The sequence below is a fragment of the Marinobacterium lacunae genome, assembly GCF_000705555.1.
Classification (GTDB): Bacteria; Pseudomonadota; Gammaproteobacteria; order Pseudomonadales; family Balneatricaceae; genus Marinobacterium_D; species Marinobacterium_D lacunae.
In genome coordinates this window covers 96,414-120,094 of the sequence record NZ_JMQN01000018.1, presented here as the reverse complement: position 1 = coordinate 120,094, position 23,681 = coordinate 96,414, and the positions used below count along the sequence as shown (strand labels likewise).

The 23,681-nt window shown below is 40.7% G+C and carries 22 protein-coding genes; all 22 read left to right on the top strand.

Annotation, left to right across the window (positions count from 1 at the left end):
* Positions 1–15 precede the first annotated feature (15 nt).
* The 22 genes from ADIMK_RS07395 to gmd all read left to right on the top strand — a co-directional run bounded on the left by ADIMK_RS07395 (position 16) and on the right by gmd (position 23,673).
* Positions 16–873, top strand: a complete 858-nt coding sequence (locus ADIMK_RS07395; RefSeq protein WP_036185719.1) for a glycosyltransferase family 10 domain-containing protein — start codon at positions 16–18, stop codon at positions 871–873.
* Between the two features lie 159 nt (positions 874–1,032).
* Entirely contained in the window at positions 1,033–1,698 is a 666-nt protein-coding gene (locus ADIMK_RS07390; RefSeq protein ID WP_051692667.1) for a sulfotransferase family 2 domain-containing protein, read from the top strand.
* Between the two features lie 12 nt (positions 1,699–1,710).
* Complete coding sequence (locus ADIMK_RS07385; RefSeq protein ID WP_081849707.1) at positions 1,711–2,709, top strand: glycosyltransferase family 2 protein; 999 nt, start codon at positions 1,711–1,713, stop codon at positions 2,707–2,709.
* A gap of 291 nt (positions 2,710–3,000) precedes the next feature.
* A complete protein-coding gene (locus tag ADIMK_RS07380; protein WP_036185715.1) occupies positions 3,001–4,080 on the top strand; it encodes a glycosyltransferase family protein in 1,080 nt (359 codons plus the stop codon).
* A 220-nt stretch (positions 4,081–4,300) separates the two neighbouring features.
* The gene (locus ADIMK_RS07375) at positions 4,301–4,939 is read left to right on the top strand and encodes a sulfotransferase family 2 domain-containing protein (RefSeq protein WP_036185712.1); all 639 of its coding nucleotides are present in this window, start codon (positions 4,301–4,303) and stop codon (positions 4,937–4,939) included.
* 25 nt (positions 4,940–4,964) lie between these two features.
* A complete protein-coding gene (locus ADIMK_RS21295) occupies positions 4,965–5,690 on the top strand; it encodes a glycosyltransferase (RefSeq protein WP_051692664.1) in 726 nt (241 codons plus the stop codon).
* A gap of 45 nt (positions 5,691–5,735) precedes the next feature.
* Positions 5,736–6,878 (top strand): glycosyltransferase, encoded by a 1,143-nt coding sequence (locus ADIMK_RS07365; RefSeq protein WP_036185710.1) that lies wholly within the window; start codon positions 5,736–5,738, stop codon positions 6,876–6,878.
* Between the two features lies 1 nt (position 6,879).
* Entirely contained in the window at positions 6,880–7,659 is a 780-nt protein-coding gene (locus ADIMK_RS07360; protein WP_036185707.1) for a glycosyltransferase family 2 protein, read from the top strand.
* A gap of 59 nt (positions 7,660–7,718) precedes the next feature.
* Positions 7,719–9,002, top strand: coding sequence for a sugar transferase (locus ADIMK_RS07355; protein ID WP_036185705.1), 1,284 nt, complete (start codon positions 7,719–7,721; stop codon positions 9,000–9,002).
* Between the two features lie 41 nt (positions 9,003–9,043).
* A complete protein-coding gene (gene galE, locus ADIMK_RS07350) occupies positions 9,044–10,066 on the top strand; it encodes a UDP-glucose 4-epimerase GalE (protein ID WP_036185703.1) in 1,023 nt (340 codons plus the stop codon).
* A gap of 185 nt (positions 10,067–10,251) precedes the next feature.
* Positions 10,252–11,637: an undecaprenyl-phosphate glucose phosphotransferase gene (locus tag ADIMK_RS07345; protein WP_036185701.1), complete on the top strand. Its 1,386-nt coding sequence runs from the start codon at positions 10,252–10,254 to the stop codon at positions 11,635–11,637.
* Positions 11,638–11,667: 30 nt separating this feature from the next.
* Positions 11,668–13,059 (top strand): MBL fold metallo-hydrolase, encoded by a 1,392-nt coding sequence (locus ADIMK_RS07340; RefSeq protein ID WP_051692660.1) that lies wholly within the window; start codon positions 11,668–11,670, stop codon positions 13,057–13,059.
* Between the two features lie 25 nt (positions 13,060–13,084).
* A complete protein-coding gene (gene cysQ, locus ADIMK_RS22355; protein ID WP_051692658.1) occupies positions 13,085–14,506 on the top strand; it encodes a 3'(2'),5'-bisphosphate nucleotidase CysQ in 1,422 nt (473 codons plus the stop codon).
* A gap of 77 nt (positions 14,507–14,583) precedes the next feature.
* Entirely contained in the window at positions 14,584–15,477 is an 894-nt protein-coding gene (locus ADIMK_RS07330; protein ID WP_081849705.1) for a sulfotransferase, read from the top strand.
* On the top strand, positions 15,453–16,460 hold the full coding sequence (locus tag ADIMK_RS07325; protein ID WP_156042835.1) for a hypothetical protein: 1,008 nt from the start codon (positions 15,453–15,455) through the stop codon (positions 16,458–16,460). The genes ADIMK_RS07330 and ADIMK_RS07325 overlap by 25 nt, the downstream gene beginning before the upstream one ends.
* 30 nt (positions 16,461–16,490) lie before the next feature.
* Positions 16,491–17,687 (top strand): hypothetical protein, encoded by a 1,197-nt coding sequence (locus ADIMK_RS07320; protein WP_036185692.1) that lies wholly within the window; start codon positions 16,491–16,493, stop codon positions 17,685–17,687.
* The gene (locus ADIMK_RS07315; RefSeq protein WP_036185689.1) at positions 17,684–18,442 is read left to right on the top strand and encodes a glycosyltransferase; all 759 of its coding nucleotides are present in this window, start codon (positions 17,684–17,686) and stop codon (positions 18,440–18,442) included. Before ADIMK_RS07320 ends, ADIMK_RS07315 begins: the two co-directional genes overlap by 4 nt.
* A complete protein-coding gene (locus ADIMK_RS07310; protein ID WP_036185686.1) occupies positions 18,432–19,319 on the top strand; it encodes a glycosyltransferase family 2 protein in 888 nt (295 codons plus the stop codon). Before ADIMK_RS07315 ends, ADIMK_RS07310 begins: the two co-directional genes overlap by 11 nt.
* A 14-nt stretch (positions 19,320–19,333) precedes the next feature.
* Positions 19,334–19,879 (top strand): putative colanic acid biosynthesis acetyltransferase, encoded by a 546-nt coding sequence (locus ADIMK_RS21665; protein ID WP_081849704.1) that lies wholly within the window; start codon positions 19,334–19,336, stop codon positions 19,877–19,879.
* Positions 19,880–19,951: 72 nt separating this feature from the next.
* The gene (locus ADIMK_RS21660; RefSeq protein ID WP_081849703.1) at positions 19,952–21,256 is read left to right on the top strand and encodes an MATE family efflux transporter; all 1,305 of its coding nucleotides are present in this window, start codon (positions 19,952–19,954) and stop codon (positions 21,254–21,256) included.
* A gap of 86 nt (positions 21,257–21,342) precedes the next feature.
* Positions 21,343–22,488, top strand: a complete 1,146-nt coding sequence (locus ADIMK_RS07305) for an acyltransferase family protein (RefSeq protein WP_036185680.1) — start codon at positions 21,343–21,345, stop codon at positions 22,486–22,488.
* A gap of 63 nt (positions 22,489–22,551) precedes the next feature.
* Complete coding sequence (gmd, locus tag ADIMK_RS07300; RefSeq protein ID WP_036185677.1) at positions 22,552–23,673, top strand: GDP-mannose 4,6-dehydratase; 1,122 nt, start codon at positions 22,552–22,554, stop codon at positions 23,671–23,673.
* Positions 23,674–23,681 lie beyond the last annotated feature (8 nt).

Here is a 23,681-nt window from a genome sequence, read left to right as displayed (position 1 = left end):
GGTTGTGTAAAGTAAATGAGCGTAACATATATAGGTTTTTGGAAGGATTTTAAGCCGGAAAATTGGCTTATTCACAGGTTTTTTGAAAATATATCCACCGGAAATAAATTAACCGTCGTTGGTCCTTTTTTGACAAAAAAAGATCATTTGTACTTAAGATTAAATGCCCTTTTTAATAAAAAGGCTGACTTTTTCGTAACGGGCGAAAATGAAAATGTGCGGTTTGATATTGCTCGGTGCCAGATTGGCTTCTGGAAATCTTATAGCGGAAATCAGTATGTTCTCCGTTTCCCAAACTGGATGTGGCATATAGATTGGGAGGGGCTGGATGAACAGCCTGAATATTTACGATATGGTCGGCGTTTGTCTTTGGATCGGTTGTTGAATCCAATAAGATCTACATATGAAGATAGATCCAAAAGAGTGAAAAAAGCAGTGATCTTTACATCGCACTTAAGAGAGCCGAGAGGAAGGCTTTATGAAATCGTTAATAATATATTAGGCTGCGATGGCTTCGGCTCTGTATTTAGTAACGCTGGTATGAGTTTTGAAAAATACAACATTTTAGAGGGTTATAACTATTGTCTTTGCCCCGAAAATAGTATTGGTGATGGATATATAACTGAAAAGATACCTGAGGCTTTCTATGCGGGCTGTATACCAATAACATGGTGTAGACCAGAAGATTTGTTGGTGGACTTTAATGAAAATGCTGTAGTTAATTTGTATGGTCTGGATGATTCCGCTATAGAAAGTGTTTTGCGTAGATTGTTGAATGATAAAGAATATGTGGAAGATAAATTAAATACGCCTTTGTTAAAGCGTAAGCCAAATATTAATGATTTAAAAGAATTTATTGAGGTCAATAAATAGATTATTAGAACTTTGTGCGTTTGTTTTTATAAAGCTGTAATTTAAAGCGGTTTCTTCAAGGTTTTAATAGATTTTTATTAAGTATGTGCCGGGATATGAAATTTAATATTTTGATGTTGCGAATACTTTTAGATAGATGTGATTAAAAAAGGTGTGCTGATGTGGGCGAAAAAAAAAATTGAAGATTTTTTATATTATAAAAAAAGAGTGAAAAATTATCAAATCAACCAAGAAAGGCTAAAGCTTAATAGATATAGCCAATACTTGGATAATGGATTTATTTTTATACATATTCCTAAAGCGGCAGGATCTTCCGTTAATATGAAACTATATGGAAATCTTGGGCTTGGGCACGCGAGCATAAATCACTATATAGATGTTTTTGGGAAGCCCGCGGTTGATGCGCTATATAAGTTTACGTTTGTAAGAAACCCAAACGCTCGTGTTGAGTCGGCTTATAACTTTCTTAAAAATGGAGGTATGAATAGCACCGATGATATATTTGCGCAAAAGAAAATTTCTTTGTTCGAAGATGTAAATGATTTTGTTGTTAATGGTCTTGCAAAAGATTTTAGTATTCAAAAATGGATTCATTTTATACCACAGTATCGTTTTTTAGAATATAAAGGCTGTTTGCATGTGGACTTTATAGGTAGGTTTGAAAATATTGATAAGGATTTTAAATACATATCTATGAATTTGGGTTTGAAAGGTGATCTGCCCGAATTAAATAAACAGATTCCGTCAGACTCTAAACTGAATCCTGAAGCAAAAAATATCCTTAGAAAAATATACCATAAGGACTTTGAATATTTTTGGTATTGATTATTAAATGATATGAAAAAAGTATCAAATATAACGGTTTTAACGGCAAGTTATAATTCAAAATTGTATTTGCGAGAAACAGTTGTTTCCGTTTCGAAACAAACATGCTTGCCCTATGAGCATATTATTATAGATGATTGTTCTGTCGATGGATCCTATGAATTAGCATTGGAGCTGGAAAGGGAGTTTGAAAATGTTCGAGTTATAAGACATAGTGAAAATAAAGGGTTCCCTGCATCACTTAATACCGGTATAAAAGAATCAAGGTCCGAGTTTATAGGTATATTAGATAGTGACGATATTGCCTTTCCTTTTTGGTTGGAGTTGGCTTCCGATAAGCTAGAGACTTCTACTAAGTACGGGCTTGTTGGTGGAGGCTGTGTGCTAATGACAGAGGACGGTTTAATTACTGGTGAAATAAAATATACAAGTGTATCGGGTAATGTTACACAGCGTATCAAACAGGGTAGGTATCTTATTTTACACCCTGGGTCTGTGATTCGTAAAAATGTTATTCAGGCTATCGGTGGGTATAGGTCGAATTTAAAAAGTTTAGAAGATAACGACATGTTTATAAATTTATCATATGTCTCTGATCTATATAATTTGGGAGTTCCATTGATTTATTACAGGAGGTTGAGGGGGTCGCAAAGTAGGAAGACCGAAGTATTTAAAAATAAAATGAACGAATACATACACCAGAAGGTGGCCATTTTGAGTTCGGGGTTATCGATAGAGGAAGCCGATAGTCAGCTAACTGATATAGTGAACGATTTAAATAGGCTTCCTCGCTTAGAGCAATTGCCGACTGGGGAATATGAAAAAGAAATGGCTGTTTCATTTTTTAACGGTGGCAAATACTGGTTGTCGATTTTGTATATGAAGGATGCTTTTAAAAAAGGGCAGCCTATCAAACCGTATATAAAACATATCGTTTTTAGTTTGTCGCCGGTGTTGATAAGAAATATGTATCTACGATTTAAAAACTACCGGCGAAATTTTTGTGTGTAAATAACGAATAGGAAATGTGGTTCGGCTGAGTAACTTGTAAAAATATATTCACTAAATTTTTATACCTTATATATAGAAAGTGCTATTTTATTGAAGTTTTATGGCTTTAGAGACTTAGAAATCTCAAGGTCTATTTTTGTAGCATAGTAGGTAGTGTTTGTTTATTGGTTTTTATTCAAATAAAATTATGCTTTCTTATTGATTTTGATATTTATAGAGTTTTATTTCGCTTTTTTATGAATTATTAATAGTTTTCGATGCTTTACGTTTTTTAATTTAAAAGGTTTTTGAATGAATTATTTGCATGTTCCATGTTACATGTCTTCTAAAGTTAAGCACGGTGGGTACAAGAGGAGTATTCAGATATCTAAGACTATAGAAAATTTGGGTGGTACATTATTCGATCCTTATGCATTGAATAAGAAAGAAGCGATTAGGGCGTCATTCCATAACCCTGTATTTTTATTTAGATCTTTTTTTACTTCTATTATTTTTATAATTTTTTTTGGTGTCAATATTAAATTTTTTTTCCCGCTGGTCGTTTATTCTACTCTGCTTTTGCAAAGAGTTAGTAAAAAGGATTTTGATTGTGTGTTGTTAGAAGTTGGCCCGGGATTTCCAATTGTATTCATGCGATTGTTGAAAATGTTGAATGTGCAGTATGACGCCATGCCACACAATATCGAGTTTATGGTTCCATCGCAGACCGAAGTATTTTTTAGAAGTGATAATCATCTTTTCAGTAATGAAATATTTGGTTATAAACATGCTCGCAGAGTTTTTGTTATTTCGAGGCATGATCAGATCATGTTGTCAAATATGGGTGTAATGGCATATGTTTATAGCTATTACCCTGTTGCAGATGAATATGAAGCCGTTATTAAAATAAGAGAGTTTCGAAAACAAAAGGAGAAAAGTTATCGGGCATTATTGATGGGTACGATAAGTAATCCTCCAACATTCCGAGGGATTATGAATTTTATTAGCGAAATAAAATCTCTTAATATAAAAATGCATAATTATATTTTCGAAATCGCTGGTTATGGCACCGAAAAACTTAAGGCATATGAAGGCGATAACGTAAAGGTATTAGGCACCTTAAGCGATAAAGAGCTTATTTCCGTTCTTTCTGATGTTGATATGTTAATTATAAGTCAGCCGCAAACAAGTGGCTTTCTTACGAAGATCGTTGAGTTTAACTTGTCTGGCATTCCAGTAATTGTTATATCGGATTATTTTCAATCAGAGAATTTGGAAGAGTATGGAGTCTATCGAGTCGATAATATAGAGGAAGTAGATTTTATATTAAATACTAAGTTGTCTTTTTCATATTTCAACTCGCCTGATATTAAAATTTTTTTGGATCTGTGACCGTGGGTTGGGTTAACTTTGGTTGGTGTTATAATTGACTGCGCTTCCGTTGTTTTTGCGCGAGGTGTAGAAGAGTAAGCAAATAGAGGTGCTGATGAATACCAAGTTCTTTTAATATTAGTATGATATTGACTGGGTTTCCGACAAGGTATTGGAAAATATATGAGGTTAAAAAGTTAATTGTTTTGATTGGTTAAGATAGTGATGGAAGTTAAAAACTATGCTCAGGTCAGATAGAAATAAATTTATATTTATTCATGTTTATAAGAATGCTGGTACAAGTATTACCAACGCCTTGATGCCCTTCTCCGCGGCAAAAGCTACAAGGTTAGCCAATAAATTATATCGGCGGTTTAGTGATGAGCCATCAAACGCTGAACCAGGCTGGGGTAACCAGCCTTATCGTAGTCATATAAGTGCTGCAGAAGTTCGGGATAGGATGGGGGAGGAAGAATATTCAAAGTATTTTTCTTTTGCTTTTGTTCGCAACCCATGGGATTGGCAAGTATCTTTATACACTTACATGTTGAAAAAAGAGTCACATGCTCAGCATGAGCTTATAAAAAGTTTAGGTAGCTTTGAAGACTATATCGCGTGGCGGTGTGAACACGAGGCCCGTTTTCAAAAGGATTTTGTATATGCTCCGGATGGTAGTCTTATCGTAGACTTTGTTGGAAAGTATGAAAGCCTTCAGGAAGACTTTGATACTATATGTAAAAAAATAAGTATTGATGCTAAGCTTCCTTGGCTCAATGTATCTAAAGATAGAAATTATAAGCAGTATTATGATGAAAAGACTAAGAATATGGTTGCTGAAACATTTAAGGCTGATATAGAGCTTTTTGGCTACGAATTTTAAAGCATATTCTTGAGATATTATTGCTTTGTCTATCAAAAATATTAGTGTGATTACGGCGACCTACAATGCTGAGGCCGTTATTAGTGATTTAATAGAAAGTATTAAAGCGCAGACTGATAATGCATTTAGTTGGATATTAGTGGATTCTAATTCAACGGACAACACAATTAGATTAATAGAAAGTAGTGATTTAGATAACGTTACTATAATTTCTGAACCTGACTTCGGTGTGTACGATGCTTTGAATAAGGGTATAGATGTCTGCCGCACAGACTATTATTTGGTTGTCGGTGCTGATGATATTTTGAGCCCAACCGCAATTGAAAATTATAAGTCTGCAATAGTAAATGGTAATATGCCTGATTTTATTGCGGCCTCTTGGATAACAGATGGGAAGCTATGTCTTCCGCGCAAGGGTAAGTCGTGGATCAAAGGTATGTCAGCGGTTGCGTCATGTCACTCAGTGGCGTTGTTGATTAAGAAAAGCCTGCATTCCAGTGTTGGATATTACTCTCCTAAGCTCCCAATATGTGCTGACCAACTGTTTGTCAAGCGAGCTATGAATGAAGGCGCATCAATCTACGTTGCTGATTTCGTGGCGGGAAACTATAGCTCAAGTGGTATGAGTGGTACTCAGACCTTGCACTATCTGGTTGATTTTTATAAATCTCAAATAATATCTGGAGAAAATAAGTACGTTCAAACGTTTTTGTTTTTTCTAAGATTGCTCAAGCATATACGGAAAATTTAGATTTTTGATGTTTATAGTTATCTTTTTTGATGTGTAGTTATTATATTGAAAGACGATAAGATCAAGATTGTAATCGTGGCTCCAGTTCATCAATGGGGAGATGTCAGAGTTTTCAAAAAGGAAGCGGTTTCCTATGCGGAGCAAGGGTTTGACGTTACTTTAATAGCGCGAGCTCCTAATTTTATACATTCGGATGGAGTGAAAATCGTACCGCGCTGGGGGGATTTTGATAGTCGTCTATTGCGTTTCTTATCACTGCCTTTTGTCCTGATTCAAACTTTTTTAAATAGAGCTGATGTTTATCATCTCCACAATCCAGATACTATACCAATAGCGTTTATATTGAAGCTGTTTGGTAGGCATTATATTTATGACACACATGAGGACTTCGAAAAGCGAATACTTATACGTGAATGGATATATCCATCCTTAAGAAAGATTCTAGCTTTTTTGGTATCTAGGGCTGAAAAGGTTGTTTGTAAATTTTCTATTTCAACTTTTGTCACCCAAGAAAGTGTTGCTAATCGCCTTGGTGAAAAAAGCTTGGTTGTCGGGAATGCACCGAGACATAATAAAAAGATGTATGACAGAGTATATCAGGAAGTATCAAATATTGATTCTGGTAATACCGATTTTAGACTTGTTTATTTGGGTTTGATAAACAAGTCAAGAGGCCTTTTTAGTATGGTCGAGGCGCTTGAGTATGTTAATAAAAAACACTCGTGTAGACTTTGGTTAATAGGGCCCGCTGATCCTGAGGATCTAAATAAAGCTCGTCTGATGGCTGGTTGGGAATATGTTGATTATATTCCTAGTGTCGAACAGGAGTTGGCATTTGCTTATGTTGTGAAGTCGGACGTTGGACTTATATATATTGATGATGTGGGTGGTCATAAATATACCGATCCGAATAAGATTTATGAATACATGGCGTTTTCTAAACCTTTTATAGCAAGTGATTTTGAAATGTGGAGGGACAAGCTAGGAAGATTGGGTGCGGGAATTTTTATTTCTGCTGGATCATCTACTAATCTTTCATTAGCTGTCGAGAATATGGTTGGGCTAAACGCAGAAGAACGAGAAGAAATGGGGCGTAAAGGCCGAGAATATATAAATATATATAACTGGCAGAATGAGTTTGATAAAATATTGAGTGTTTATGAAGCCTATTTTAATGTAGGGAATTAAAATGTGCCTCGTTTCAGTAATAATGCCCGTCTACAACTCTGAGCATTACTGTGTAGATTCTATTAGGTCTGTTCTTGCGCAATCTTGTAAAGATCTTGAATTGATTATTGTCGACGACTTTTCAACCGATACCAGTTTGACACTAGTTCAGGAGTTATCTCGTTCTGACAAAAGAATAAAAATTATAAAACTTACAAGAAACTCCGGCGCTGCAGTCTCTCGAAATAAGGCTATAGAGGCTGCTGTCGGGCGCTATATCGCTTTTTTGGATAGCGATGATATATGGTTTTCAAATAAGATCGAAACTCAAATAAATTTCATGAGGGATAATAATATTCCTTTTTGCTTTTCCGCTTACGAAAAAATTTCTGAGACAGGCGTGCCTTTGGGTAAGGTGGGCGTACCATTTAAAGTAGGCTATCGACAGTTGTTAAAGACCTGTGTTATCGGATGTTTAACTGCAGTTTACGATACAGATCATTTTGGTAAAGTTTACATGCCTCAGATAAGGAAGCGCCAAGATTTTGGTCTTTGGCTTAAACTGTTGAGGCACACTGACTTTGCCTACGGGATACAACAGGTACTTGCTCAGTACCGTGTTCGCACAGACTCCATCTCGGCCAACAAAGCGAGCGCAGCAAGTTACACGTGGAAACTCTATCGTGATGTTGAACAACTTAACCTGGTTGAGAGCTCTTACTATTTTTCGCATTACGCGGTACGGGGAGTGTTACGGCAGAAGTTTCCCCATTTAGCACGGCGATTAGGTGTTCTTCACTGAGTCTTGTGTTTAACAAAGGATGCAGTAATTGGTGTTGATGTAGCGTTTTTGGAGACTGTGTGAAGGATACTTTTAATCGTCGTCATTCCCGCTGGTACGAGCGGCTGATCTTTAGCGAGTTGTTTTACCTTGTTGCTGGTCTAGTGGTGGCTACCGTACCTCCGGCGTTTATGCGTTGGGGGACAGACTCATACGAGCTAATCAGGACAGGTGAGGTCCACTTCAACACCTTTGTAGCCTGTGGATTCGCGTTCTTCGGTGTGTTTTTGATCCTGCGTAGATTCAAAAACTACCCGGGGGCGCACACCCTCTCTTACATTCTGCCTTCTGTCGCTATCTCCTACCTGCTGGTCTTTGCCGTGCTTTTCATGACTAGGGAAGGGTACGCTCGCTCTGTGCTTCTGGCTTCATTTGCATTGACCAACTTTTGGTGCTTTGTCGGTTTCTATATTAGTCGACGGTTCCGTACGCCCAAGCTTGCGTTGGTTCCTTTTGGTCGTACGCTGGATCTGAAGGCAGGTGATGAGGCTATACTCGATCTCTTGGCCGTGCCGGATCTGGAAGGGCGTCGATATGATGCTGTTGTGGCTGATTTGCACTCGGATGATCTACCACCCGAATGGGAGCGTTTCCTGGCACGTTGTGTGTTGTCCAGGATCCCGGTCTATAACATTCGACAGGTGCAGGAGTCACTTACTGGCCGTGTGCGGGTCAATCATCTCTCGGAGAATGAGTTTGGCGCGCTTTTGCCCTCTCCTGTGTATGACTTTTTCAAGCGGGTTATGGATATCGCCTTGGTGCTGCTTACTGTGCCGGTATGGCTTCCTGTCATGTTAATCACAGGGGTTGTCATCAAGCTGGAGAGTCCTGGGCCGATGTTTTTCATTCAGGAGCGGATAGGGCAGGGTAGCAGGGCTTTCAAGGTTTATAAGTTACGCAGTATGTGCAAAGACTCCGAGAAGGACGGCGCGCAGTTCGCGGCTGCCAACGATATGCGGATTACGCGTGTCGGGCGTGTAATCCGTAAGACGCGAATCGACGAACTACCCCAGTTCATCAATGTATTGAAGGGCGAGATGAGTCTCATCGGCCCTCGTCCAGAACAGAAAGCCTTTGTCGAGCGCTTTGAGAAAGAGATCCCCTTTTATACCTATCGACATGTCGTTAAACCCGGTATCACCGGATGGGCTCAGGTGGTTCACGGCTATGCCGCCAACGCGGATGACACGCGGGTAAAGATCGAACACGATTTTTACTACATCAAACACTTCTCCCTCTGGCTGGATATCCTGATTATCTTTAGGACGATTCGAACCATTCTCACTGGGTTCGGTGCTCGCTGAGACAACTTAATGAGTGGGAGCATGGATCTCCCGGATGACTTATGAAAGAGAAGATTCTTGTTACCGGCGGTGCCGGCTATATCGGATCACACACCTGTGTAGAACTGCTCGAATCCGGCCACGATGTTGTCGTGCTGGACAACCTGTGTAACTCCAGTCGGGAGTCACTAGCAAGGGTCGAGAAAATTACTGGGCGCTCGCTTGATTTCGTGGAAGGCGATATCAGAGATCGCCCGCTATTGGATAAGCTGTTTGCTGAGCATCAAATTGACTCGGTACTGCATTTCGCCGGGTTAAAAGCGGTAGGGGAAAGTGTCAATCAGCCGCTCAAGTATTACGACAACAATGTCAACGGCTCACTGGTATTGACCCAGGCGATGCAGGCTGCCGGTGTATTTTCTATAGTGTTCAGCTCTTCGGCGACCGTCTATGGTGATCCGAGTCAGACCCCGATCAGTGAAGACTGTCCGATAGGTCTTCCCACCAATCCGTACGGTCGAAGCAAACTGATCGTCGAGCAGATGCTCGAAGACACCGCCCGTTCCGATCCGCGTTGGCGTATAGCGATTCTGCGCTACTTCAACCCGGTCGGTGCCCATGAAAGCGGTCTGATCGGGGAGGATCCAAACGATATTCCGAACAACCTGTTGCCCTATATCGCTCAGGTGGCGATAGGCAAGCTGGAACGGCTATCGGTATTCGGCAATGACTACCCAACACCAGACGGTACAGGGGTGCGTGACTATATCCATGTGGTTGATCTGGCCGCGGGACATCTGGCGGCGCTGCAATATCTCGAGGGCAGGCCGGGCGCTCATATCTGGAACCTGGGTACAGGACAAGGGTATTCGGTGCTTGAGATGGTGAAGGCGTTTGAACGCACCGCGCAGCGAGCGGTGCCCTATCAGATTGTGGACAGACGACCCGGGGATATCGCCACCTGTTATGCCGATCCGACTAAAGCGAGTATCGAACTCAGCTGGAGTGCACGCCGGGGTTTGGAAGAGATGATGGCTGATGCCTGGCGTTGGCAGTCTCAAAACCCGAATGGATACGGGCGTTGAGATTAGATCCCCCTTTTTATGTGTGGCTCGTCAATCATCGTGTAAGATATTTGCCTTATTTTAATGAGCTGCCAGATCGAAACGCCCAGGCATTGAGGAAAGCCGTTTTCAACCTCCGGGCGGTAGCGTGCTCGATTGTTGGTCATTGATCGGAATTGGTTAGATAAAGGATTGCAGTCAACCAAATGAAGCTTGGACACACATCGACAACACGGGTACGCGGTCTAACCTTTTGGATTCAGCTGTCGGTCGCAAACCTGCTGCTGATCTCCCTGCTCATAACCCTGACCCTCCTTAAAACCGGGGATGTCGCACCTCACTATCGTACCCTCGCAGCGCTCACCTTGCTGGGCTCTGTGCCTGTCTACAACCTCACTCAAGTATATGATAAACGCCTGGGCTATCTGGCCGGCCTGCGTCATCTGCTCATCGGCTGGCTGTTACTGTTGGGGTTGCTGGCGGTGCTGGCCTTCGTCACCAAAACCAGCGAGCTTTACTCCCGTGAAGTACTGCTGCAATGGTTGACGCTGGGGTTCATCGTACAGGCGGCTGCCTTTATTCCGCTGCACCGAGCTTCTAAAAAGTATCATGATAAACTCCGAGCCCGACGCCGAGCGGCCATTTTGGGTACTGGTGAACTGGCCCTCCAGCTGGCTGAGACGTTAAACGTCAAGCGCGGTGAACCGTTGATTGGCCTAATCGAGGCGGATGACCAACCGGGAGTGGATGACAGTCTCTACCCAATTATCGGGCAGGCAGTACATCTGCGTCAGTTGATTGAAGAGTATGACCTGCGGCGCCTGTATATCGCATTGCCCGCAGCGCTAATGGAGCAGATTGAGGGGCTGTATATCGATCTGCTCGACACCAATGTGGATGTGGTCTGGATACCTGATCTGGCCAGTATGATGATGCTGAACCACTCTGTATCGGATATCGAAGGGATACCGGCTATCCACCTGAACGAAAGCCCGCTGACTGCCTATCCGACAGGTGCATTTCTAAAAGGATTGATGGATAGAAGTTTGGCATTTATTGGGATCATGTTGCTCAGCCCTCTGCTATTGGTCACCGCCTTGGCAGTCAAATTATCCTCACCGGGGCCGGTGCTGTTCAGGCAGCCGCGTCATGGCTATGGCAAGGTATTTCATGTACTAAAGTTTCGCTCCATGCGTATGCATGATGATCGGCAGGTAAAGCAGGCAACCCGTCAAGACCCTCGTATCACCGCAGTAGGGCGCTTTATCCGCCGCACCTCGATCGACGAACTGCCGCAACTGTTCAATGTGTTAAAGGGTGAGATGTCGCTGGTTGGCCCACGCCCCCATGCGGTGGCACATAACGACTACTACTCGGACAAAATTACCGCTTACATGGCGCGTCATCGCATTAAACCGGGCATTACCGGCCTTGCGCAGGTCAGCGGGTGCCGCGGGGAAACCGAGACGCTGGATAAGATGCAGCGGCGCGTTGAGCTAGACCTTCAGTACATCAACACCTGGTCGCTCTGGCTGGATATCAAAATACTGTTGAAGACGCCGTTTACGCTGCTATCCAGAGATATCTACTGACCTAGTCAACGAACCAAAAGGGCAAAGGATATGCCTTACAAAAGTATTGAGCACCACGGTGCAAAGGATGGCGTCACCGGCTCGTGCCACCAGCTACATATAGACGATCAGCAGAGCCTGTTGATCGACTGCGGCTTGTTCCAGGGCGCTGAAGTCTCCGGCACGAAACATGAAGATGGCGATCCGCAGGCGATCTCGTTCAATACAGAGGGTATTCGGGCGCTTATCGCTACCCATGTACATATCGATCATGTGGGGCGGATACCCTGGCTACTGGACGCCGGGTTCAAGGGGCCGATCATCTGTTCCGAACCTTCGGCAAAGTTGCTGCCGCTTGTACTGGAGGATGCGTTCAAACTCGGGATCAGTCGTGACACTCGGTTGGTGGAACGCTACCTGTCACAGCTGAACGCACGCACGATTGCACTGCCATATAAAACCTGGTTCACGCTGATCGATGATGACCAGCGCCGGGTGAGGATCAAGCTGCAGCGGGCTGGCCATATACTCGGCTCTGGCTATGTGGAGTGCGATCTGCTTAACCGAGTCAGCGGGCGGCGCCGGCGGGTGGTGTTTTCCGGCGATTTGGGCGCACCCTACGCACCGCTGCTACCCTCACCACGAGCGCCCTATCGCGCCGACGTGCTGGTGTTGGAGAGCACCTACGGTGACCGCTTGCATGAGGATCGCCGCACGCGGGTCCAGCGCCTGCGCGCCGCTATAGAGCGAGCACAGCACAACGGCGGCACCTTGCTGATCCCTGCATTCAGCATCGGCCGCACCCAGGAGATTCTCTATGAGCTGGAGGCGCTGCAGCTTGTCTTTGGACAAGAGGTGTTACCGGTGGTGCTCGATTCGCCCCTGGCCGCCCGCTTTACCCAGGCCTATCGAGAGCTGAAACCCTACTGGGATGCGGAGGCGCACCGCCGACTGACGCAGGGGCATAAGCCGCTCAGTTTCGATAATCTGTTGACTGTCGAGAGCCACAGCCAGCATGAGCAGATGGTGGCGCATCTGGCCAAATCAGGCCGTCCCGCCATCGTTATTGCGGGCAGCGGCATGTGCAACGCCGGACGCATCGTCAACTATCTGAAAAGGATGCTCGATGAGCCGAAACACGCAGTATTGTTCGTCGGTTATCAGGCAGCGGGCACGCTGGGGCGCGAGATCCAACAGTATGGCCCCAGGGGCGGTTATGTCTGGTTGGATGATGAACGCATCGACATCCGTGCCCATATCCAGACCATCGGCGGCTACTCCGCCCATGCCGATCAGCGGGGCCTGGTGAATTTCGTCAAAGGGATAAGGTACAAGCCGCAGGAGATACGCCTTGTACATGGTAACCTTAGCGCCAAAGACTCGTTGAAAGCCGCATTAGCGCCAATATGCGATAGCGGAACGCAAATTTTTACACATTTTTAAGACACTGTTCGGAGTGCTGGAAGTAATGCCCGATCTACAAGCCATCATCGAGATCGCCCGCCAAGCGGGTGAAAAAATCATGGCAATCTACGCGCAGGATTTCGCTGTTTACGATAAATCCGACAGCAGCCCATTGACCGAGGCGGATCTGGCGTCGCATCACTGCATCATAGAAGGGCTAAAAAAGCTCACCCCCGAGATACCCATACTCTCGGAGGAGTCGTCTAAGAGCGATATTGACGACCGAATGAGTTGGAGTTGCTACTGGCTGATCGATCCGCTCGACGGTACCAAGGAGTTCATCAAGAAGAACGGAGAGTTTACCGTCAATATCGCGCTGATCGATAACCATAAGCCCGTGCTCGGCGTTGTACATGTACCCGCGAAAGGGGTCACCTATTACGGCGAGTGTGGTCAGGGTGCTTTCAAGACAGAAGGTGGAGTCACCCAACCTATCAAGGTAAAAGCCCTACCGTCTGAGGGCGAGACCTGGCAGGTAGTGGGTAGCCGATCCCACCAAAGCGATGAGTTCCGTGAATTCATCGATACACTGCCAAACGCCGAAATCGTCTCCATGGGGAGTTCACTCAAGCTCTGCCTGGTGGCGGAAGGCGAGGCGGATCTCTACCCAAGATTAGGGCCAACCAGCGAGTGGGATACTGCAGCCGCCCAAGCGGTAGTAGAAGCCGCCGGCGGTTTGGTACTGGCGTTCCCCAGCCTCGAGCCCATGCGCTACAACACCCGCTCAGATACGCTGCTGAACCCCTGGTTCATGGTATGTGCAGCGGTGTCTGAAGTGTGGGCATCTGGCCGTACCCATCAACCGAAAGGCGCCCAATACGAATTCCGAGATCACGATAGTCAAGCCCAAGTGGTGTGGAACCACACCTCGGTAACCCCGGAAGTGCGGGCGAAGCAGAAAAACCAGCATCCCCGCTGTATCTGGTTTACCGGTCTTTCCGGCTCCGGCAAATCCACCCTCGCCAATGCGCTGGAAAAAGCATTGGTAGAAAAGGGTTACCACACCATGCTGCTGGATGGTGACAACGTACGCCACGGCCTATGCAAAGACCTGGGAATGTCAGAAGCAGATAGAACGGAAAATATCCGCCGGGTTGGCGAGCTGGCTAAGTTGATGACTGAAGCAGGTCTTATTGTTATTACAGCCTTTATATCGCCGTTCAGGGCCGATAGGGAAGCTGCAAGGGCGCTGTTTGATGATGGTGATTTTATCGAGGTGTATGTGGAAGCTCCGTTAGAGGTATGTGAGCAGCGTGATCCTAAAGGGCTATATGAAAGGGCTCGGAAAGGCGAGATTAGGGATTTTACTGGAGTAGACAGTCCTTATCAGAAACCAGTAATTCCCGAAATTATAGCTAATACTTCTAAATATGATGTGATTTCAATAATAAAAAATATTTATCGTGCAATTACGTCTGAGTATTAATTGGATTTTGGATCTTGTTTTTAAATTTTATCTTTGATTTTTCTCTATTATTTATATGTAAGAAATAAGGAAATTAATTGAATATAAAGCAAGCAAATTTCTTTATAGTAGGTGCTGCGAAAGCTGGAACATCCTCGTTGGCAAAATATTTATCATCGCATCAAGATATATATATACCGGATGGTAAAGAGCCTATGTATTTTGTTGGGGATATACTACGTAAGATGAGTAAAAAGGACCCAATGAGGAGTGATATCTTAAGTAGACTGATCTACGAAAAAGAAGAATATTATGCTTTATATAATGTACCAAGTATTTTTAGAGGTGATGCAAGTGTTCATTATTTGTATCATTATGAAAGTGTCATACCTAAAATTAAAAAAATGATTGGTGATGTGCCAATTATAATTATGCTAAGGGATCCGGTAGAAAGAATTGTTTCTCATTATAATTATCTACCGGGCTGTAAAGGTGACCTAGAAGAAGAAATAAATAATGAAAAGTATAGAAAAGATGCTGGATATAATTCTTTCTGGCTATTGAAAGAGTACGGATATTATTACGAAAGTGTAAAGTCATACATGACTAATTTCTCGAAAGTAAAAGTAATAATATTTGATGATTTTATTATTGATCCTGAGAAATATTATTTGGAGTGTCTGAGTTTTCTAGGTGCGAGCGAAAAGAAACTATATAAATATGATGTTCATAATAAAAGTCGCCAGCAAACATATGTTATGAAAATATTGAAGAGCATAAAATTTGATTTTCTCGTGAAAAGTATGCTTTCAAATAGATTTAGAATTGTGATTTCAGATAAATTTTCCTATTTCTTATATAAGAATCCTAATCTGATTTTAAATAATCGAATGAGAAAATACCTACAGAAAGAATACAGGGAAGATGTGCGTAAGCTCAGAGACTGCTTGAACTTGGACGTGTCTAGTTGGAAACAGAATTTCGATATATAAGGATTTTAGAATTTTGGAAAGTACGTTTAATAGCGGGATTGAATATAGAAATGAATGTATATATACCTATTTTTGACTCGCAAGAACATGAAGTTGAACGGCTTGTTAAATATATTAACATAAACTTTCCTGAAGGACATGTTATATTCTTAGCTCCTATTTCTTATATCGAAAAAGTTAACTTAGATAAGTACGGTGAATGTATAGATGAAGATACTTTATATGATCAGCTAAATATTGAAAATGTCAAAAAAATAATAAAAGAACGAATCGGTAAAGATGGGAGAGCAGGTTGGTACTTTCAGCAATTTCTTAAAATGTCTATTTGCGTATTCGAAAAAAATGATTTTTATGTTGTGTGGGATTCCGACACCATTCCTCTTCGCCCAGTAAGTTTTTTTGATGAAAGTGGATACCCCATATTTATTGGGAAGAGAGAATATCACAAACCATATTTCGATACTTTATATAAATTGTTTTGTCCACCTGTTATAAGAACTATCAAAGAAATTTCTTTCATATCTGAGGTGATGATTATTAAAACCTCAATAATGAAAAACCTTATTTGCTCTATCAATAATGAGTGTATATCGCCAGGGAAGGATTTTTTTGAAAAAATAATTCATTCTATTAGTGAATCAGAGCTGAATGAATGTGGCTTCAGTGAGTTTGAGACATACGGGAACTACACCACATCTAGATACCCGAATGAATATAAAATTAAAAAATTCAAAACGCTAAGAACCGCTGCCGAAATTGTCGGCGGAGACCCTTCACAAAAACAGTTAGAATGGCTTTCAAAAGATTTTGAATTCATTTCATTAGAGCGGTCGGCCAGACCATACTTGAGATTTTTAACTAAAAATAAAATCATAATAAATAATTTTAAAGCCATCAGCGTAGTTAGACTTTTCAATAGAATAAAGAATAAACTTAAAAAGATCTTGAATAAGAGAGGATTGATAGAATACGATTGGCTATAAATATTTTAAAATATAATTTCTGGATTTATAATGTGTAGTTATTCTGATCGAAAAATTAATAAGCTGAATCATTTCATTCCTGTTTTTTTTGTTTATATGGCTTTGTCAACTCTGAATTTTTATGTTGGATCGAGAGTTGTGCTGTTGTTTTCCGCAATGGTTGTGGTGTTTTTTTTATTGGGAGATATTAAAAGTGTTATAAGGTATTCGATAAAAAATAAAATATACCTTGTCTTGCTGGCATGCATATTGATAACAACGTTAATAACTGTATTGATTAAAGATTTTGAATATAGCTCATGGCAGTTATTTAGATCGCATTTGTGGTCTATAATTATAATGCCTATTTCGATAGTCACTTTTGCAAAGATTGTTAATAAAGAAATAAATTATATTTTGGTGGTCGTGAAAGTAGTTGAACTGTGGGTGATGTTGACGGCTATATCAATAATAATTGATTACTCTTTAGGTACTCATGTTGTTATATCGAAGATAAGAGCAGAAGATGTGGGTAGGGTTTATGCGCTTGGGGATATGACCGCCGTTTTTTTTGTTCCTGTTTTTTTATATTTTCGTAAATATATAGCCCTTTTTTCATGTTACATAATAGCTTATGCAACGGGTGGAAAAATTGTTTTAGTACTTTCTTTGATGATGACTATATTCTATTTTTATGATTCGGGGGCATTTAAAAGACCATCATACTATCTTGTATTTAGCACCATAGCATCATTATTCATTTATATCGTATTGGAAGGATACGGTGATAGGTTTTTAAGTTTTATAGATTCAGGTGATTATTGGCGATTTTCTCAAGTTATGGCAGCGTATAATATGACGTTTTCAGACCTTTATAGCGCATGTTTTGGGATTGGTTTGGGAACACCTTATTGGGAAGGTTTTTATGCATTGACTAATTCGTATATTGACCCAGATTTAGCTGTGCTATTCGATAATATGAGGTTCGATATAGAATCTGGAATTCCATTTCTAGTATTACGATTTGGTTTGGTCGGTTTTTTTATATACGCGTATCTCTCAATTAATAATTGGGGGAGATATAACATAATATTCATCCCAATAATTATTATATGGTTTATGGGGGCTTCTCCTTCTGGTATATCTTATGCTTTTTCTTTTATGTCATTTTCCATAGCAGCAGCTTGTTATACAAAACTAAAAATGGACGATGAGTCCTTAAGAATAAAACCTATATATACACTATGAAGTTTTCAATTGTAACAGTGTGCTTTAATAATTTGGATGAGGTCATAAAGACCTATGCTAGTTTAGTAACTCAGGATCTTCTTGATTATGAGTGGATAGTAGTGGATGGTAGTGCCTGTTCAGAGATCAAGGTCTGGTTTGAATGTGATAATAAAATTGAAAATAAGAAATTAATATCTGAAAAAGATCTCGGTATATATGATGGAATGAACAAAGGTTTAATTGCATCTAGGGGGGATTATGTAATATTTATGAATTCAGGCGATATTTTTTATTCAGATAGTATTCTTTCGAAAGTAGCCTGTTTATCTGATAGTGGAAGGTACGACTTTATATATGGTGATGCATTAGAGAAATACGGTGATAGGGAAAAATTGAAAAAAGCCTATAGCCATCGGCTAGTGTCGTACGGAATGTTTACACACCATCAAGCAATGTATTATAGAAGATCTATATTGATAGATTGTAACCTCCAATACGATTTGAGGTATTCTTTAGCAAGTGACTACGACTTTACAGTCCGATTTTTAAAGAATGTGAGGGTTGTTTATAAAGTATCTTCTATTTTATGTGTTTTCGATTGTGGCGGCAGTTCGACCATGCGTAGTGAAGAAAGCTTTAGGCAGCAAATCCAGATAAAGAAAGAAAACTTCGGTTATTTTAATACTGCTATTAGCTCTTTTATAAAATCATTTATCACTACGCTTAAAGTAAAAGCTCCATTTTTATATGAAATGATCAGATATGGAAAATAATATAACGGCTATTGTTCTTACATATAACGAAGAGCTTCATATAGGCCGGTGTTTGGAGTCTTTGCTTAAGTTCTGTAGCGCTATTGTTGTAGTGGATTCATATTCAGATGACTCTACTTTGGAAATATGTAAAAGCTTTCATAAAGTGCAGGTAGTTCAAAACCCGTTCGTTAACCAAGCATTACAGATGCAATGGGCGTTAGATCATACTCAAATTAATACTAGGTGGACAATAAAGGTCGACGCTGACGAATACTTTGACGAAAAGGCTATTAGAAATATTAAAGCTATATCTCAGGGTGAAGATTGTGCAGTCGCTTTTAGACGCAGAGTTGTTTTCAATGATCGCTGGATAAGGTTTGGTGGTACATATCCTCAAACATTAGTTCGTATGTGGCCCTCTGGTTTGTGCCAAGTTGAGAACAGGTGGATGGATGAGCATATGATAGTTAAGGGAATGAGGAGGGTTGTCGTAAAAGGGGGGTTTTATGACCATAATCTGAGGAACATTGAATGGTGGACTAATAAACATAATAGTTATTCAACAAGAGAAATGATCCAGTATTATTTAGAGAAGCTTAACCCTATTAATGAAGAAGATAAGCTAGGATTTTCGTTGTCTACATATGTAAAACGAAATCTCAAAAAAGCATACAATAGATTTCCAAAATTATTTAGGGCGTTATTTTATTTTTCGGTTAGATATTTTTTTCTACTAGGTTTTTTAGATGGTAAGTCCGGATTTTATTTTCATTTTTTTCAAGGTTTCTGGTATAGGGCTTTGATTGATTTTAAAATAGATGAGGCAAGGATACATGCCTATGATATGGTTAGTTTTAGAGTTTACATAAAGAAAAAATATGGATTAAATATTTAGAAGGCTGACAAAAAATGAAAACTCAAAATCTGAGTAAATTTATAGTCCCTGAAGGGTTTAGAGGGCGTTCAGCCATTTTTTGTCAAGTTTGGTGGCTAGTTCAGGGTAGCCTATTTAAGTTGTCTCCACAGTTTATGTATGGGTGGAGGAACTTTATATTAAGAATGTTCGGTGCCAAAATCGGAAAAGGAGTTAAATTTAGGCCCTCAGTAGATATTACTTACCCTTGGAAGTTGAAGGTTGGTAACTATTCTTGGGTTGGTGATGGTGTAAGTTTATATACGCTTGGAAATATTGTTATTGGTGAAAATTCAGTAATATCTCAGAAGTGTTATTTGTGCTCGGGTTCTCATGATTATAATTCAGATAATTTTGATATTTTTTCAAAAAATATTTTTATAGGGAATCATGTATGGTTAGCTACCGATGTATTTGTTGCTCCTGGTATTAGTGTCGAAGATAATGTTGTAGTTGGCGCAAGGAGTAGTGTTTTTTCAGACCTCAAAGGAAATTCAATATATGTGGGAAGTCCAGCTAGATATTTAAAAGATCGAATCTGAACATATTGATAAAATTTATTATTGCTCTTATGATGACGAAAATTATCCCTTCGGTTAATAGCTTCTTAGTTTATGACGAAAATTCTATCAAGTTTTCATGCTAGAGAAATAATTTTTTCGGGTATGCTTGGGTTCGCTATCAGAATATTATCTGCTGGTAGTGCCTTTTTAATGAGCTTATTTATTTCGAGAGGCTTAGGCCCTACGGAGTCTGGGATTTTTTTTCTGGGGTTTTCTCTTGTATCCGTTCTGTCATCTATTGGCTGTTTTGGGCTAGATCAAAGCTTGGTTCGCTTTGTTGGAGCTGCTAACGCAAGAAGTGACTTTCAGCTTATGAAGGGAGTGTATAAAAAATCCATAGAATGGTGTTTGTTATTTTGTATTATTCTGATGCTTTTCGTTTGGCAATTTCGTGAGTACATATATAAATTTATTTTTAAAGAAAGTATCACTGACGATTTATTTGTTATTCTTTTGTGGACAATTCCGATTGTCTCATTGTATACAATTCATGCGCACGCTCTTCAGGGGCTAAAAAAGGTAGCAAAGTCTATAGTAACTATTAACTTAATAGCTCCTTCTTTGGTTTTGATAGGTTTTCTTTTAGTTTCTGTAAGCACTGCTAGAGAAACAGCAGTATTGTTTATGGTTGGTTGTGTGTTGTCATTGTTAATAGGGTCTTTTTGGTGGTTGAAATCTGTACCGAATTTTTTTGAAATTGAAGCACGCCCGATAAATAAACTATGGAGTAGTAGTTATACATTGTGGGGAGTTGTAATCCTATCTCAATGTACCCAATGGTCTTCTCAAATTATGTTAGGGGTATGGGCTGACGTAGAATCAGTAGCATTGTTTTCTGCTGCTCAACGCACAGCGATGCTAACAAGTTTTGTATTAGTTGGTGTTAATGCAATAGTAGCTCCTAAATATGCTTCGTTATACGCGGAAGGAGATTTATCCGGAGTGAGAGAGGTTTCGATATGGTCAGTACGTCTAATGCTTGCAACATCAATACCTATATTGATTTTCATTTTTATGTTTCCGTCATGGCTGATGAGTCTTTTTGGTGATGATTTTCGATCTGCGTCAACAGCATTAGTTATATTGGCCGTAGGGCAGTTCATCAATGTGGCAACAGGATCAGTTGGTTATCTTTTAAGTATGACTGGTCATGAGAGGCAATTGCGTAAAAATGTTTTTTGGGGCTCCGTATTGGGGGTGGGTTTTGGATTGCTACTCATACCTCTATATGGATTGCTCGGTGGCGCTATTTCCACCGCAGTTGCAGTATCGTTACAAAACTTGATGGGAGTGTATCAAGTTAACCGAATCATGGGGTTTAATACATTGATTTTTTGGAAGAGATATGGGGTTTAGCAGATATATTTTTATTTTGCGAGTTATGACTGTTCTTCATTGGAAATACAAATTACATTGATATATTACGTAGAGTAATTTTAATTATGGCGGCCAACTTACTTATAAGTGAAAAGCTTAGTTTTCGACTTGATTTTCTTCGGGGGCTTGCTGCGCAGGCTGTTTTGCTTGAGCATATGCTAACTAGCTATGGTTACAAAGGTGTCTATATAGGCTCTTTTGGTGTGGTCGTTTTTTTTGTGATATCGGGTTTTTTAATTCATTTGAGCACATTGAGTTCAGCGCTCGAACATGGATTTTCTATGAGGGAATATATATCGAGACGATTTTTTCGTATATTTACGTTGTATATTCCAGTTGTTATTATTTGTTTTGCAATCGATATATATTGTGAAAGTATTGGTCTCAATAGGCCCGAAAAGGTTACTGAGAACTCTACTGTTCAGAACTTTATCGGTAGCTTTCTTATGCTTCAGCAAAATGTAATATCCGAATTTTTCTCTCAATTGCTGGGGGTGGATTGGTTAAGGCTTAAGCCTTATGGAAGTGCTCGCCCGTTATGGACTGTAGCGGTTGAGTGGTGGATTTATATCGCATATGGATTTTTATTTAGTATTATTTTTGTAAAAAAAAGTCCGCCTCGTTTGGTGTCGTTTAAGGGGGGGGTGTTTTATTTTTCTTTGATTGTTTTTTCATTTAACTTGATTAGTGGCATAGGGCATAACTTGACGTTTATATGGTTACTAGGTGCACTAATTGCACAAATTTTTTATTTTAATAAAAATAGTTTTCAAGTTTTTTGGAGTGGTGGCTTTTATTCCATTTTTGTTTTCGCTTTTATGCTCTTTTTTATGCGTATTCTTCATATGTATTTGAGTCCTGCTTTTGGAATTATTAATCCTTATGATTTTATTAATGTGGTGGTTTTTTCTTTGTTTTTTGTTTTGTTTATAACAATGCCTAATGGGGCTTTTGAGAGCGGATTTTTTTCTTCGTTTTCAGTTTTTATTGGCAAGATATCATATTCTTTATATTTGACACATTTTACTATAATATCAATATTCTTTGGGTTTGGTTATTTTGATGAATTAAATATATATTATTTTTTTATGATCTATATGGTGTGTAATATAGTGGCGGCTTTTCTATATTATACTATCGATCAACATTATATTAGGGTTCGTGATTATTTTTTCACCTCGAAATTAAGGAGGCGCAGTGCTCATGGATAATCGAAAAGGTGATATTGGTTTAATGAATTTTATATCTATATGTTTTATTCGTTGGAGTTAAAGATGCAAAAACGCGCACTCATTACAGGTATTACAGGCCAGGATGGCTCCTATCTTGCGGAATTTTTGCTCGCAAAGGGCTACGAGGTTCACGGTATCAAACGCAGAGCTTCATCGTTTAATACACAGCGTGTAGATCATATTTATCAGGACCCCCATGTCGATAACCAAAACTTTATCCTTCACTACGGGGATCTAACTGATTCATCCAACCTGACCCGTATTCTGCAGGAAGTACAGCCGGACGAGGTTTATAACCTTGGAGCGCAGTCACATGTGGCAGTGAGCTTTGAGTCTCCGGAGTACACGGCAGATGTAGACGCCATGGGTACGTTGCGTCTGTTGGAAGCGATTCGTTTATTGGGGCTGGAAAAGAAAACCCGCTTTTATCAGGCTTCGACTTCTGAGCTGTATGGTTTGGTGCAGGAGATACCACAAAAGGAAACGACTCCCTTCTATCCACGGTCCCCTTATGCAGTAGCGAAGCTTTACGCCTACTGGATCACCGTTAACTACCGTGAGGCGTACGGGATGTATGCCTGTAACGGTATTCTGTTCAACCATGAATCTCCACGCCGAGGGGAAACTTTCGTCACCCGCAAGGTTACACGGGGGCTGGCTAATATCGCTCAGGGGCTGGAAAGCTGCCTTTATATGGGCAATATGGATGCTTTGCGAGACTGGGGGCATGCAAAGGACTATGTCCGAATGCAGTGGTTGATGTTGCAGCAGGACCAGCCGGAGGATTTTGTTATTGCAACAGGCGTGCAGTATTCGGTGCGTGAATTTATAACCTGGTCAGCAGCGGAGCTTGGTATCAGTTTACGTTTCGAGGGTGCCGGTGTTGATGAGGTCGCGGTTGTTGACGCTATTGAAGGGGACAGTGCCCCAGCGCTTAAGGTTGGCGATGTTATCGTTCGTGTCGATCCGCGTTATTTCAGGCCAGCAGAGGTTGAAACCCTACTCGGCGACCCCTCCAATGCAAAGGAGAAGTTGGGCTGGGTGCCTGAAATCACAGTGCAGGAGATGTGCGCCGAGATGGTTCAGGAAGACCTTAAAGTAGCTAAGCGTCATGCGTTGCTAAAGCAGCATGGGCATGATGTACCGGTTTCGGTTGAAAATTGAGATAAGTA

Excerpts from the sequence above, each read along its gene's own strand:
- ADIMK_RS07395 (WP_036185719.1), top strand. The coding sequence starts at position 16 with ATGAGCGTAACATATATAGGTTTTTGGAAGGATTTTAAGCCGGAAAAT.
- ADIMK_RS07390 (WP_051692667.1), top strand. The coding sequence starts at position 1,033 with ATGTGGGCGAAAAAAAAAATTGAAGATTTTTTATATTATAAAAAAAGA.
- ADIMK_RS07385 (WP_081849707.1), top strand. The coding sequence starts at position 1,711 with ATGAAAAAAGTATCAAATATAACGGTTTTAACGGCAAGTTATAATTCA.
- ADIMK_RS07380 (WP_036185715.1), top strand. The coding sequence starts at position 3,001 with ATGAATTATTTGCATGTTCCATGTTACATGTCTTCTAAAGTTAAGCAC.
- ADIMK_RS07375 (WP_036185712.1), top strand. The coding sequence starts at position 4,301 with ATGCTCAGGTCAGATAGAAATAAATTTATATTTATTCATGTTTATAAG.
- ADIMK_RS07360 (WP_036185707.1), top strand. The coding sequence starts at position 6,880 with ATGTGCCTCGTTTCAGTAATAATGCCCGTCTACAACTCTGAGCATTAC.
- galE (WP_036185703.1), top strand. The coding sequence starts at position 9,044 with ATGAAAGAGAAGATTCTTGTTACCGGCGGTGCCGGCTATATCGGATCA.
- ADIMK_RS07345 (WP_036185701.1), top strand. The coding sequence starts at position 10,252 with ATGAAGCTTGGACACACATCGACAACACGGGTACGCGGTCTAACCTTT.
- ADIMK_RS07340 (WP_051692660.1), top strand. The coding sequence starts at position 11,668 with ATGCCTTACAAAAGTATTGAGCACCACGGTGCAAAGGATGGCGTCACC.
- cysQ (WP_051692658.1), top strand. The coding sequence starts at position 13,085 with ATGCCCGATCTACAAGCCATCATCGAGATCGCCCGCCAAGCGGGTGAA.
- ADIMK_RS07320 (WP_036185692.1), top strand. The coding sequence starts at position 16,491 with ATGTGTAGTTATTCTGATCGAAAAATTAATAAGCTGAATCATTTCATT.
- ADIMK_RS07315 (WP_036185689.1), top strand. The coding sequence starts at position 17,684 with ATGAAGTTTTCAATTGTAACAGTGTGCTTTAATAATTTGGATGAGGTC.
- ADIMK_RS07310 (WP_036185686.1), top strand. The coding sequence starts at position 18,432 with ATGGAAAATAATATAACGGCTATTGTTCTTACATATAACGAAGAGCTT.
- ADIMK_RS21665 (WP_081849704.1), top strand. The coding sequence starts at position 19,334 with ATGAAAACTCAAAATCTGAGTAAATTTATAGTCCCTGAAGGGTTTAGA.
- ADIMK_RS21660 (WP_081849703.1), top strand. The coding sequence starts at position 19,952 with ATGACGAAAATTCTATCAAGTTTTCATGCTAGAGAAATAATTTTTTCG.
- ADIMK_RS07305 (WP_036185680.1), top strand. The coding sequence starts at position 21,343 with ATGGCGGCCAACTTACTTATAAGTGAAAAGCTTAGTTTTCGACTTGAT.
- gmd (WP_036185677.1), top strand. The coding sequence starts at position 22,552 with ATGCAAAAACGCGCACTCATTACAGGTATTACAGGCCAGGATGGCTCC.